Raw genomic sequence first — 13373 nt, 5'->3', positions numbered from 1 at the left:
TTCACAACTCCCCTTGAATAATAGGCATTATTATCGCTTGTTCAAGATTCTCCACTTCCATAACAATTGCCATTAATCCCTTTTCTGTACTTGTTTCATGAAACTCACCCTTCTCCCAAAACACAGCTTGTCCAGCTTCTACTGTCACTTTTTCTTTATCTGTCCCGCACACATATCCTTCGCCGTCCACAATAAGAAGCAGTTGAGATACAACTGCTTCATGATATCCGATGATTCCATTCTCTTGTAAATGCATAGCACCGATATGTATATTCCCTTGATGGTTTAATATTTTCGACATTATGAAATTAGATTGAAATACTGATATGTGCTTTCCCACTTTTTCACTAAAATCAAAAATTTTCACTTCTAGTCCTCCTTATATGTATAAAACCATCCTTACTGTCTGCATCAAATGTCCTTCAAAATCTTCTTCAAATTGCTCTAATTCGGCAAAACCTTTCGCTTCATAAAAGCGCTTTCCTTTTTCATTTGCTGACTCTACATGTATGTACAGTTTCCGGATCCCTTTTAATGTCTTAATCCCTCTTTGTAATAAGGTACTTCCTATCCCTTTTCCTTGCTGATCTGGTAACAAATAAATCGCACCTAATTCTGCTTCATTTTGCAGTCTAACAGGTGAAAAATTCGCAAATCCAATTACTTCTCCCTCTTCTTCTGCAACGAATAAATGTGTATTTTTAAGACGATATTTCATTTTTTCATCAGAATATGCTTCCTCTAAAAAACTATCTTGAACCTCTCTCGGAATAATTCCTTCGTAAGTATCATGCCAAGCTATTTTTGCTACGTTTTGTACAGCAGGAATATCTTCTTGCTTCATTTCTCTAATTACATATGTCATCTCGCTGTCTCCATTCTCTTTAAATTATATTCTGCTAATATACTAGAAGAAATGGCAGAACCATTTTCATAATTTACCTTAATTAATTTTAACTTCTCAATCGAAGCTAGTGTAACATCAAATTTTTCATATATATATTCCATTACACTTAAAAATTGATTTGAATTTAACCCATTAGCAATCGTGCAATGCGGAACCCATTTTCCTGGTACGTAATATGAATTCGGATTATCATGAAAAACTTTGAAATAATCATGATAAGAATGATGAAGTCTTAATAACTCATCGGTAATGGTTGGTGCTAGAAAGATCGTTCTATTAGTAGGAAAAGTTCCAACAGAAGGAAAAGTTACAGCAGCAATGTTCTCTTGAAAAACTACAAACTCCTCTAATTTCTCCGTATATAAATTAACATCTAACTCATTATAATCAGCCAATGTTATATGGGGTTCTACTCCAGCTAGTTGATTTATTCCTATTATATTTGTTAATTCATTTTGCAATTCTCTAATTTTATTAGTGAACACACAATCAAATGTAGCAATAATAGCGTACATGCTTCCTCACCCCTTCGTTACACATAGCGCTTCCCATTCTTCACGAATCATTCCCATTCGAATAGAATCATAGTATGTCCCGTTATAATATCGACAATTTCGCATTCTACCTTCTAATCGCATTCCTATTTTTTCCGCTACTTTCATCATTCGTTCATTTCCAGACCAAGTTGTGAGCCCTACTCTACCAATCTCCATATTTTCAAATAGTAAATCTCTATATAGTGTTAATGCTTCTGTACCATAGCCACCATTCCAGTATGCTGGATCATAAATTACGATTCCCATTTCTAACCAACGCGTCGGTTTATGTTCCCAATAAAATCCGACTGTCCCTATAATTTGACCGTTATTTTCTATTATTAAATTTGATAGTGGTTCTTCTTGCAAACGAGTTTGCATCTTCTCTTTATAGGACGAGTATTCTTGCATTGCAAACGGAAAATACGGTGCATCCCATTTCTTCCATTCTGGATTTTCTTCTTTATATATGAAGCTCCATAATGTTTTTATATCCGATTCTTCAATTGTACGAATTGTAACTTTGTTCCCCTTTAATATAACGTTTTGCATAATTTCCTCCTACATTCCTCTTTATTTCATATATAATTATAATATTTTTTCAGAAAAATCAAAACAAAACTATACTCTATATTGTATAATTTTGTTATAAGATACGAATTATTTATGTAAGTTCGCTAATTTTTTCGAGCTTAATTTAGAAACGGAACTTCGAAAAAAATTAGATGAAGTACGAACTCGTAACATAGTTAATAAAAAATAGGAGGTTATATCCCTCCCATTTTAGCTAAATATTTTATTTTCCTTCCTTTCTATCTTAAGTAGAATTCCTTTCTCTATCCAGCCCTCTACTCCATCTTTTTTAATTAAATCATATCCCATGCATCTACCATCAATTAAAGAAACTGTATCCCCTTTTCTAATATTGATTTGCGCGCAAGAAATATCGGTTTTTACCGTGTATTCACCTGATTCAAGTTGCTTTATATACTCGTTTTTTACATGAAGTAGTTCATTTGTTCCTTTTTGTTTACATACGGTAAAATCTTTCATTCTCTCCACAGGCTCTATGTAATAATGCGGATATGTAACCCCGCCCTGCATTTCTGAATTCGCATTAAAATCGGCCAATACTTCATACTGCGGAAAATGATCTACATATGTATAGGAAAATGTATCATTTAAAATATCTCGATAAATAATAAATGCATTTAATTGCCCTGCTTCTTTAATCGCATTACCACCATCAATCGCAATAATTTTTTTCTCCTTATCAATAACTGGATTATTAGACGGCGCTTCTTCAGAATAGTTCACAACAGGCCAATGTCCAACAATTACGTACTTATCCGCTCGGTGTGACTTATTAAAAAACCCTGGCATTGCAATTGCATTTTTCCTATCTGTTTGTTTCCAATCCTCTCTATCTTCAAGGCCAGCATGCACAAAGATATACTCCTCAGTTTCAATAGCAGTTGGCAATCCTGTTAGCCACTTTATTTCTTTTGAAAAATGGCTCATCAATATGTTTTTCACTTCACAAATATCACTCTCTTCATGAACGGTAACGTTCAATTTCCCTAGCCATTCATTAAAAATTGTATTTTTTCGCGTACATAAATAATTTATTAGCGCAGGATTTTCATTTACAAGCGCTTCAACTACAACTTCACAATTCCCTTCAACAACATAAACATTTGACTTGCTAATTACTAGATCCATCACATAGTCTACGACGCCAATGCTATCGCTCCCCTTCTCACAAAGGTCGCCATTTATAATTAAATAATCATCATCTTTAAAATTAACTTTATGTAATAATTCTTTTAAAAGATTTAATTCCCCATGAATATCAGATATTACGATAACTCTTACACCTTTTGGGACTAATAGTTTCTGAACTTTTTCCAAGTATAAACTCCCCTAACCTTCTTTAAATTCAATATTATCGTCTCAATTGTAAAGAAACTATTCGACAAAATAAGCAATTAACCCTCTTCATCTTATACTTCTAAATAAAAGTAGGTTCTATATGTTATCTCACATAGAACCTACTTAGTATTATAACTCTTTATAAAAAGAATAACTTACCTTATCATAGCCTTCTCTTTCATAAAAACGATGGGCATCAACCCTTGGAAACGCTGATGTAAGAACGATAGAACTGCACCCTTTCTCTTCCCCCCATTTTTCTACATATGATAGCAGAACCTTACCATACCCTTTTGATCTGTGAGCTTTCGCAGTTACAAGATCATATACAAAAACATGTTTCTCATTATAAAAGTTCGTACAAATCGCTACACCAGCGAGACAAACAACTTCATCATCTTCATTCTGTAACGAGAGTAGTTTGTAATTTTCTTCTTTCATTTTTTGAAATAAAGAACTTGCTTCTTCTCTTGAAAGTTTCGTTCGTAATTGCTGTAATACGGGGAATACATCATGTAAATCAGCTTCTGTTACTACTTCTCTAATATTCATTATGATTCTCTCCTTACTATTTATAAAATTTTCTAAATGTTATATCATTATTATAAAAAGTAACTGCCCCTAACTTAAGTGACAGTTCGATTATTTTTTATATGGCCAGTTTTTAAAGGAGAATTCATAAAATGGATTTTACTATCCCATTGCAACTTGAAAGTAAAACACCAATTTACTTACAAATTTACGAATATATGAAACGAGAAATCTCTCAGGGATTACTACCTACTGGTACACGCCTTCCTTCTCACAGAAATTTAGCGGTACAACTTAATGTTAGCCGTATTACTGTTGAATCTGCTTATCAACAATTATTAGCTGAAGGTTACGTAGAAAGTAAACCGAAACGTGGGATTTTTGTTGCAGAAGTTGATATTGATGTCATTCAAAATAAACAACAAGTTGTGTCAAACAGCACTAACAATATTAAAAAAGAAAAATATGACTATGATTGTAGCCAAGGGCTTATTGATCAAAAAGCTTTTCCAATTACAAACTGGAAAAGAGCATTACAAGAAACTTTATTCCAGTATGAAAATGAATTATTTGCTAAAGAAGATCCTCAAGGTGAGTTCGTTCTACGAGAGCATATTTCAAAATATTTATATCATGCCCGCGGGGTACATTCTTCACCTGATCAAATTATTATCGGAGCCGGTACGCAACCTCTTCTTTGGCTGCTACTTCAACTGCTTGGTTCAAAAAAAGAATACGGAATCGAAAATCCTGGATTTCACCGTATAACTGCTATGATTCAAAGTGCTGATCTTCCTGTTCACCCTATCCCTTTAGATGATAAAGGGATTCATATTTCAGCTTTACGTGAATCAGGTGCTAATGTAGCATACGTTACTCCATCTCACCAATTTCCACTTGGAATAATTATGCCTTTATCTAGAAGACTCGAACTATTAAAATGGGCCAATGATTGCGAAGGATATATTATTGAAGATGATTACGACGGGGAATTTCGTTATGTAGGCAAACCTATTCCTTCTTTACAAGGACTGGATTCAAAGGAACGTGTTATTTATATGGGAACTTTCTCGAAATCCTTTTTACCTTCTTTACGAATGGGATATATCGTCTTACCACCTCATCTTTTAAAAATCTATAAAGAACTTGGTGGCATGTTTAAACAAACGGTTTCTACCCTGCAACAACTCGCTTTTGCCACCTTTATTCAAAAAGGTGATTGGGAACGTCATTTAAACCGTAGTCGTACGTTATATAAAAGAAAGCATACATTACTAGTTAAATCTATCAAAAATGAAATGAAATCTCGTGTTCAAATACTCGGCGAACAATCAGGACTTCATATCGTACTTCACGTTCATAATGGGATGAACGAACAAGAACTTATTCATGTCGCTGCGAAACAACGCATTAAGTTGTACCCTCTCTCAACATACGATTCTGTTCATAATTTAAGCGAGGCGTCGTATGTATTACTCGGTTTCGGCAGTATTCCAGAAGATTGTATCGTAACTGTTGTCAAATTACTGAAAAGAGTCTGGTTCCCTAACTAAAAATAACTCCACGCAAGTTATACTTGCGTGGAGTTATTTTCATTCACTATTTTTCTGATACTTGCCCTGATCTCGCTGTCCTTCCTGGACGCTTTACACCAGTTGTTTCTGTTGAATAAGAAGCTTCAATTATAGCACTTGGATCTACAGAGAGAACGAGATCTTTCATTTTCGGATAAATGAAACGGTTTGTAATACAATAAATAATTCTCTGGTGCTCTCCTAAAAAACCACCTTCTCCATGTAGATACGTAACAGACAGTTGTAATTCTTTCATAAGCAGTTCGCCAATTTCTTTATTTTTATTCGAAATAATCATGACGCTCTTTCCTTGATTAATACCGTCTAATATGAAATCAATCATCTTCGTAACAATATAGAAAATTGCTAATGAGAACATCGCTTGCTCAATTGAAAATAAAATAGCAACAAATACAAAAATAACCGCATTTACAGCAAGTAAAAATGTACTAATTGGTACTTTAAAATGCTTATTCATCCAAACAGCTAACATTTCTGATCCGTCAATTGCTCCGCCCATTTTTACAACAATCCCAACACCAACACCAAATAGAACTCCTCCGTAAAGTACAATTAATAATTCCGAAGTCGTAATTGCTGGAAATGGTTTTAAATAAATCAATCCGAGTGTTGTAACAACATTTGCATAGGATGTACGGATAAAAAACTTCTTTCCCATTACTTTTGCAGTAAATAGTAAAATAGGAATATTAAGTCCTAAAAACACTCCGTAAAGTGGTAGCCCTGCAACTTTATTTGCCATAATAGCAATCGCAGTTACTCCGCCATCTACTAATCCATTAGGCGCTAAAATAAGCTCTAGTGAACCAGCTACAATAATAGATCCAATTGTTAATAATACGTATTCGAATAATTTTTTCATTCATTACCCCCAAAACATATATATTTTCTTAGTATTATCATAACTAATTTTTTTCGCAAATACAAAGAAATTGCTTTATATACACACATCCTTCACCTTTTTGTTAATTCTTATGTAGAATTTCAAACTTTAATACACTATATATAGAAATAATAACCCTCCTGATTTTTACCTCTTAATTAAATTATGGTATATAATCAATTTATAGAATTTACAGAAAAAGGAGCCTTTTCATGCTACAACAACTCTTCACTTCACCTATCCTATCTGTTCAAGCACTACATCCGGGCTATGAAGACCATGCAAGCGACGTGTTTCTTGTTAAAACAGAAGCTGAAAAAGTTATTGTTCGTTCCTCAAAAATGACTGAAGAGCCAAGCAATGATTTTTGGTGGGAATGCAAAAACCTATTTGGAATTGACCCAAGAAATGTACATCATTTAGAAACGATACACGCACTATTGAAAAAGCATACTACCTTACCCATCCCGACTATTTTGCAAAAACATGTTTTAAATGGACGAGAGTATGTTATCGCCGAAAAACTAGCAGGAAATACGCTGCAATCATTTATTGGACAACCTGATTCTATTTTATTCAGCCTTGGAAAAGGACTAGCAGAGATTCATTCATTTAAAGCTAATTTCACAGGAAACCCTTCTGGTACTTTCCAAGTTCCACTTGAAGAATTTAAGTCTCATATTTTAAAAGTAAGCAAGAATCTTGTAAATATGTTTTATTCCGATAATGCGAGCATACATAACGCATTTCATACTTTTGAATCACAACTCTCTTCCTTGCCATCACCGAAGGAATCTACACTCATTTTAATTGATATGGATCCTACTCAGTTTTTATCAGATGGTCAATCTATTACTGGTTTAGTAGATACAGAAGCTTATGCAATTGCTCCACGAGAGTTCGATTTTATTGGATTAGAATATGTACTTACAGAAAAAGAGGCTCGTGCTTTTAAACAAGGTTATGAGACCATTATGCCCATTCCTCGTCTTGAAGAATGTAGACAACCCTATCGATATTTATATCGCTTATTATCTATTCAAGGTAGTGTGGAGTTAGAAAAGTGGTTATGTCACCCATCCTATTTTTAAATATGATTGAGAGGGATTATGAAATGGATATTCAGAAAAAGAACTTTTTAGTTGAAAATGAAATACAACAGCTGAAAGATTTAGCTCATGTTTGCGGGCAACACGATAAAATTGATTACTCGTCAGATTTGCATGTCAACTTTTTAACTGCCCGTAATAAAGAAGTGGTAAATGATTTTCTATTTTATGATGATACTCAATTAATCGGTGCATTAAGTATGTATGACTTTGAAAGACCGACTAAACTGGAGTTAATAGGATTTGTTCATCCAAACTATAGAAAACAACATATAGGCACTACTCTTTTACAAACTGCAATGAAAGAAATACAAAAAAGAGAGGCAGATGAAGCCCTTCTTATAATTAATGGTGACTCTATTTCAGGGAAATCATTTGCAAAACAAATGAACTTACCTTATTTATATAGTGAGTACGGTATGGAGTTCAAAATAAACGAAGCACAAAAAACAATGAAAAATCATATTAACCTTACCGTTGCATCCTCTGAATTACTTCCTGATCTTATAGAAATCGCTAGTGAAGCTTTTGGAGATTCGGCAGCAAATACATCCACATGGTTACAAAAAATGATGAAGTCACCTTCTCATCAAGTTTACATTGCTTTTATTAATGAAAAAGCAATTGGAACGATTACCGTTACTGAGCAAGAGCAGTCTACTACACTATCAGGATTCGCAGTTCATCCTTCTTATCAAGGTAAAGGATATGGTAAAGATATTCTTAGTTATATGGTACATACACTTATTACAAAAGGCGTTTCAACAATTGAATTAGACGTCGAAACGAAAAATAACAATGCTTTAAAACTATATACACAGTGTGGATTTGAAATTATAACAAAGTATGATTATTACGAATTATCGGAATAATATTGACTTTTCCATCGAGGAAGCATGTTATTCTAGAGACGAAATTATTATCTCTTTAAACTCTGTGGGATTTAAAAACATTCAAATACATGGTGCAAATAGAACATTTTTCATTTGTCAAAAATAAAAAAACTGAATCATATCGATTCAGTTTTTTCTTAATATATTTACAACCGCAGTCGTTTCATCATTTTCTTTATAAACACGTGGAATTCTTCTATCTAACATACATGTAACTTCATAGTTAATTGTACCTAACATATCTGCTATTTCTTCCACCGCAATCTCTTCTTCACCTTGTTTGCCGTAGAATACAACTTCGTCTCCTACTTGTACTGGCATTGCATTTGTAACATCTAGCATAAGCTGATCCATACAAACACGACCAATAACAGGTACTCTAACTCCATTAATTAATGCATGCCCTTTATTAGATAACTGACGATTATAACCATCAGCATAACCAATTGGTACAGTTGCAATCCATTCTTCACCCGTTGTTACATACGTATTCCCATAGCTAACACCACGATTTTTCTTCGCATGTTTAACATGAGCTACTTTTGATTTTAAAGACAACGCTGGCTGTAAGGAAGCAACTGTATGATCCACTTCTCTTGAAGGATACATACCGTAAATTCCAATACCGACACGAACCATATTTTGAAATGTGTTACTAAGTTCCATTGATCCTGCACTGTTTGAACTATGAATATATGGAAAATGAATTCCTAATTCTTCCGCTGTATTTACAGCTTTCTCAAACAAACTTGTTTGCATATTTGTATAAGTTTTATCTATTTCATCAGCGGTAGAGTAATGTGTAAACATCCCTACTACTTCTACATATCGCATACTTTTTAACTCTTCAAAAAACGGTTTAATTTCTTCTTCCTGTAAACCGATACGGCTCATTCCTGTATCAATTTTCACATGAATTCGCACTTTCTTTTGAAGTTGGTTTGCAACTTCATCTATACCATGTAAATCTTCTACTCTATAAACAGTCATCATAACGTCATATTGAATTACATCTTCTACAGCTGCTACTGGTGTATATCCTAAAATTAAAATAGGTACAGTGATTCCAGCTTCTCTTAATTCAATTGCTTCGTCTACAAATGCAACTGCAAGTTGGTTTATTCCTGCTTCAATAGCCGATTTCGCAACTTCAACTGCCCCATGACCATACCCATTTGCTTTTACAGCAGCCATCATTGCAATATTTTCATCATTCACACGTTTTTTAAATTCTTTTACATTATGTTTTACAGCATTTAAGTCAACTTCAACAATTGTATCTCTTCCATATTTCAAGCTCATTGGTCTAACTCCTAACTCAATAATTACATTCCATTCTATTTCATGTTTCATATGACCTTTTACAATATAATACTTTTCACTATGCTAGTCAAACTACTAGAATTTTCGGAATTTTGAGTGTGATATAATACCCTTAAGAAATTATTATATACGGAGGCGAGAATAATTACAATGTTTGTTCCATCTGCATTGAATCAAGTTAAAATTGCTATCGATACTTCCATTCAAATACTGAACCAATATACTGAAAGTGATTTGAAAATACAACCGATTGAATCAAAGCGGTCATTATTTGAAATGTGTACACATCTTTCCCTTATTTGCCATGCTGATTTACTCATATTAAATGGTATTACAGAAAAAGAATTACATACCTTTTATATAGAACAAACACCAGAAACAATTACTCAAATGCAACAAACGATGATACAAGGGTACGATTTACTTTCTAAAACTTTTTTATCCTATTCCAATGAAGAATTAGCAGAAATTATGACTGCTTATTGGGGTATTTCTTACTCTCGATTCGAATGGTTACTTGAAATCGTTGCACATTTTTATCATCATCGCGGGCAAATTCATGTTTTATTAGTTGAGCATATTAAAGATCCTTGCATTCCCTTATTTGAATAGCTTTTCCACCCATTCATTATTCTACATACATTCCTAATTTTTCGTTAATATGAAATCACCACTTTCTTTCTATATAAATGTAATTTAAAAATTTTGCATAAAAACGGTCACCCCCTGACAAAGTTAACATATAGAGAGAAAGCGAATGCCTGCTCACTTTATATAAACCATTTTCATGCCTTATCAAACATAGATTCGTTATTTATAAAAAGCGAAGCAACAAAACCAATAAAGAGTATCAACCCTAATAAAATAAACGTCTGAGCATAGTCCCCTATTTTCATAAGATAAATAGAAATAATAGGTCCTATACTAGTTCCTAAAAATAAAATGAAAGTATAAATAGAAACTGCTATTCCCCTTGATTTTCCTCCTAATTGGCTGACAAGAGAAACTAAAGACGGAACGGATATAGCAATACCTATTACAAAACAGACGCTCATCATTACAAGTAGCGGCAGGTTCGAAATAAAGCCCATTGAACTTAGACTAAAAATAGAGACCAACAATCCGCCTTGAAGAACTTGCCTTACTTCGAACCTCTTTGTTAAGCGACCCGCAAGTGGTGACAGCAACATACCAAATAGCCCTGCTAAGCGAAAATAAAGAATTTGTTCTGGAGTTAAATTGTAAGTAGGAGAGCTCAAATAATTCCCTAAAACAGTATACATATTAACAAAAGCCATTAATAAAACAAAAGCAATCATATAGCTCAATACTAAGCTTTTATGTGTAAAAACTTTACCCATCTGTTTAATTGGTCCCAAAATATCAGTATAGGATTGAGACGTTTCCCCTTTCGGAAGAGAATAATGAATCCATACAGCAGTAATGATATAGACAATACTAAGAAGAAAGAACACCATATGCCATCCAAAATGCTGACTAACAGCTGTACTTATTACTTGCCCTGCAATTCCAGCTACTAAAAAACCGGTACTAACAAATCCTATTGTTGTAACCTTTTTTTCTACTGGAAACATTTCTACGACGTAAGCCAACGCTACTGGAGAAAATGTAGCTGCTGCTATCCCCTGTAATCCTCGAAGAATAACAAACCAAAATAAACTATCGACAAACCCTAATAAAAAAGAAACAATCGACAGCGCAAGTAATCCGATAAAAATCACTTTCTTCCGCCCATATTTATCAGAGATTGCCCCAAATAACAAACAACCTATAGCAAAGCCTACAGAAAATATACTGCCTGTAGCCGCAGATTGCGCTAATGAAACCTTAAAAAGGTCTGAAAATAGAGCGATTAAAGGAATTGTCACATATAAGCTGGACATAACTACCATACCTGCCCAACATAACACCGCTGTCATTACTGCGTAATTCCTTTCACTATTTACTTCTTTTGATATTTCCATCATAAAATCTCCCCCTTACAATGATTTTCCCCATCGGGTTAAAACATCTGAAGCAAATTACTCAAAAGGACATTCCTTCAATACTCACTTAATTTGTTTACGTTAAAAGACATATCACCACCTTGATCAAATTAGCTAAACATATAATTAGGTAACCTAATTATATGTTTAAATAAAAAAGTTGACTCTCACAATCAACTTATTTATCTACCTTCTCCTAATTTCACCTGCATAGTTACTTGCATTTTATTTAATAGCTTCTCTAAAACTTGACGCTCTTCTTGATTAAAGTCATCAACTAACGAAGCGCAAGATAACCAAAAAGTTGGTAAAGAATGCGTAACTAGTTCTTTTCCTTTTGGAGTAATTTTCACCTTTAATCTTCTTCGATCTTCAGAATGATGGAATCTGACGATTAACTCTCGTTTCTCCATCCAATCTAATAAGCCAGTGACAGAAGCACGTGTAATCCCTAATCGACTCGCAATATCCGAAGGACTCATGTTCACTTCTTCCCCATTCGATTCCATTTCACGCAAAATAAATAACAGTAAAAAATCTAATTTACTTTCCGAAATACCAAGCGGAGCTAAATCTACGTCAACAGCATCAAGAACATTATCAGACGTCCATAACATTAACAAACCAAGTTTTGCTGCGACTTGATCCGTATCCGCTGATGCTGTCTTTTTTATTAACTCTGCATATGGCTCAATCCCTAAAGGAAGAGAATCTTTTCTTGAATTCATTCATCTTCACTCTCCTTTCCCCTCAATTAATTAGCTTACCTAACTACTTTTCATTATACTCACATTCTTCCTTTTATTGCAAGAATATTATTAGACAAAACAATCCTGTTATTAAACAGGATCTCTCTACACTGACTAGCTATTATTTTTAAATAATACGAAACTCTTTTAAAGCAAAAGCAATACCACCTTCGCTCGCCTTCTTTGTAACAAAATCAGCTTTTGTTTTTAACTCTTCTCCACCATTCCCCATCGCAATTCCCAGTCCTACATACTGTAACATCTCAATATCATTTCCACCGTCACCAAAAGCAATTGCTTCTGATTTACAAATTTTCAGATGTTCCAATACCTTTTGAATTGCAGTTAGCTTCGATACTTTATTATCTTCCAACACATTCATAATGTAACCATGAAAACGTTCAAACGTAAGTGCTGGATATCTTTCAAAGAATTTTTGAGCTTCTGTTTCATCAGCATACAGACATACACAATAAATCTCTTCTGACAAGTTTCTAACTTTGTCAGGATACCGCTCTAAATTTAACGTTTCATTTAATGCTCGTATTACACGTTCGTCTTTTGAGGCAATACCATTCATTACAAATTCTTCTGTAAAATAAGAAACACTGTGACCATGTAATTCAGCGAAATTTGAAATGTCATGAACAATTTCAATTGAAAGTACCGATTTATGTATAACTTCATCAGCACATTTTATATGTGCACCATTTGCAGAAATAAACGTATTTATGCCCAGTTCTTTAAATTGTGAGCATAAACTATATGGTCTCCCAGTTGTAACAACGACGTGAATTCCTTTATCTATTAACCTTTGTATCGCTTCTTTTGTACTTTCGTGCATACTTCTATCAATCTCACTTAAAAGAGTACCGTCAACATCGAAAAATACAACTTTGTACATATCCT

The 13373-nt window shown here is 33.7% G+C and carries 15 protein-coding genes and 1 pseudogene; 5 read left to right on the top strand and 11 right to left on the bottom strand.

Annotated elements, in window-relative coordinates; genetic code table 11:
- Window position 1: 1 nt before the first annotated feature.
- The 6 genes from NSQ47_RS05030 to NSQ47_RS05005 all read right to left on the bottom strand — a co-directional run bounded on the left by NSQ47_RS05030 (window position 2) and on the right by NSQ47_RS05005 (window position 3927).
- Window positions 2-367, bottom strand: coding sequence for a cupin domain-containing protein (locus tag NSQ47_RS05030; protein WP_088078408.1), 366 nt, complete (start codon window positions 365-367; stop codon window positions 2-4).
- A gap of 12 nt (window positions 368-379) precedes the next feature.
- Entirely contained in the window at window positions 380-865 is a 486-nt protein-coding gene (locus tag NSQ47_RS05025) for a GNAT family N-acetyltransferase (RefSeq protein ID WP_215572719.1), read from the bottom strand.
- Window positions 862-1422 (bottom strand): 2'-5' RNA ligase family protein, encoded by a 561-nt coding sequence (locus NSQ47_RS05020; RefSeq protein WP_078181689.1) that lies wholly within the window; start codon window positions 1420-1422, stop codon window positions 862-864. Before NSQ47_RS05020 ends, NSQ47_RS05025 begins: the two co-directional genes overlap by 4 nt.
- A 6-nt stretch (window positions 1423-1428) precedes the next feature.
- On the bottom strand, window positions 1429-1995 hold the full coding sequence (locus tag NSQ47_RS05015; protein ID WP_002158124.1) for a GNAT family N-acetyltransferase: 567 nt from the start codon (window positions 1993-1995) through the stop codon (window positions 1429-1431).
- A gap of 231 nt (window positions 1996-2226) precedes the next feature.
- Complete coding sequence (locus NSQ47_RS05010) at window positions 2227-3354, bottom strand: metallophosphoesterase (protein WP_340823414.1); 1128 nt, start codon at window positions 3352-3354, stop codon at window positions 2227-2229.
- A gap of 150 nt (window positions 3355-3504) precedes the next feature.
- Complete coding sequence (locus tag NSQ47_RS05005) at window positions 3505-3927, bottom strand: GNAT family N-acetyltransferase (RefSeq protein WP_002158126.1); 423 nt, start codon at window positions 3925-3927, stop codon at window positions 3505-3507.
- A gap of 131 nt (window positions 3928-4058) precedes the next feature.
- On the opposite strand from NSQ47_RS05005, the gene pdxR reads away from it, so the two are divergent.
- Window positions 4059-5459 carry a MocR-like pyridoxine biosynthesis transcription factor PdxR gene (gene pdxR, locus NSQ47_RS05000; RefSeq protein WP_340823412.1) on the top strand — a complete coding sequence of 467 codons (1401 nt, stop codon included), beginning with the start codon at window positions 4059-4061 and terminating at the stop codon, window positions 5457-5459.
- A gap of 46 nt (window positions 5460-5505) precedes the next feature.
- Here the strand turns inward: pdxR and NSQ47_RS04995 are convergent, their stop codons facing one another.
- Window positions 5506-6363, bottom strand: coding sequence for a YitT family protein (locus tag NSQ47_RS04995; protein WP_000732301.1), 858 nt, complete (start codon window positions 6361-6363; stop codon window positions 5506-5508).
- Window positions 6364-6596: 233 nt separating this feature from the next.
- Here NSQ47_RS04995 and NSQ47_RS04990 point away from each other — a divergent pair, with 233 nt between their 5' ends.
- The 3 genes and pseudogenes from NSQ47_RS04990 to NSQ47_RS04980 form a co-directional block, all read left to right on the top strand.
- Complete coding sequence (locus NSQ47_RS04990; RefSeq protein ID WP_340823409.1) at window positions 6597-7475, top strand: nitrate reductase; 879 nt, start codon at window positions 6597-6599, stop codon at window positions 7473-7475.
- A gap of 23 nt (window positions 7476-7498) precedes the next feature.
- Complete coding sequence (locus tag NSQ47_RS04985) at window positions 7499-8365, top strand: GNAT family N-acetyltransferase (RefSeq protein ID WP_340823408.1); 867 nt, start codon at window positions 7499-7501, stop codon at window positions 8363-8365.
- Window positions 8366-8369: 4 nt separating this feature from the next.
- Window positions 8370-8492: pseudogene (locus tag NSQ47_RS04980) on the top strand (class I SAM-dependent methyltransferase); the annotation flags it as partial.
- A gap of 20 nt (window positions 8493-8512) precedes the next feature.
- On the opposite strand, the gene alr reads toward NSQ47_RS04980, so the two are convergent.
- A complete protein-coding gene (gene alr / locus NSQ47_RS04975) occupies window positions 8513-9688 on the bottom strand; it encodes an alanine racemase (RefSeq protein ID WP_340826892.1) in 1176 nt (391 codons plus the stop codon).
- A gap of 171 nt (window positions 9689-9859) precedes the next feature.
- Here alr and NSQ47_RS04970 point away from each other — a divergent pair, with 171 nt between their 5' ends.
- Window positions 9860-10321 carry a DinB family protein gene (locus tag NSQ47_RS04970; protein WP_204208076.1) on the top strand — a complete coding sequence of 154 codons (462 nt, stop codon included), beginning with the start codon at window positions 9860-9862 and terminating at the stop codon, window positions 10319-10321.
- A 173-nt stretch (window positions 10322-10494) separates the two neighbouring features.
- Here NSQ47_RS04970 and NSQ47_RS04965 read toward each other — a convergent pair whose 3' ends face one another.
- The 3 genes from NSQ47_RS04965 to NSQ47_RS04955 form a co-directional block, all read right to left on the bottom strand.
- Window positions 10495-11694 (bottom strand): MFS transporter, encoded by a 1200-nt coding sequence (locus NSQ47_RS04965; RefSeq protein WP_340823404.1) that lies wholly within the window; start codon window positions 11692-11694, stop codon window positions 10495-10497.
- A gap of 203 nt (window positions 11695-11897) precedes the next feature.
- Window positions 11898-12443, bottom strand: a complete 546-nt coding sequence (locus tag NSQ47_RS04960) for a MarR family winged helix-turn-helix transcriptional regulator (protein ID WP_340823402.1) — start codon at window positions 12441-12443, stop codon at window positions 11898-11900.
- 148 nt (window positions 12444-12591) lie between these two features.
- Complete coding sequence (locus NSQ47_RS04955; protein ID WP_340823399.1) at window positions 12592-13368, bottom strand: Cof-type HAD-IIB family hydrolase; 777 nt, start codon at window positions 13366-13368, stop codon at window positions 12592-12594.
- Between the last annotated feature and the right edge of the window lie 5 nt (window positions 13369-13373).

The sequence above is a fragment of the Bacillus sp. FSL R10-2780 genome, assembly GCF_038006125.1.
GTDB lineage: Bacteria > Bacillota > Bacilli > Bacillales > Bacillaceae_G > Bacillus_A > Bacillus_A cereus_U.
This window is presented reverse-complemented; position numbering and strand designations above follow the sequence as displayed.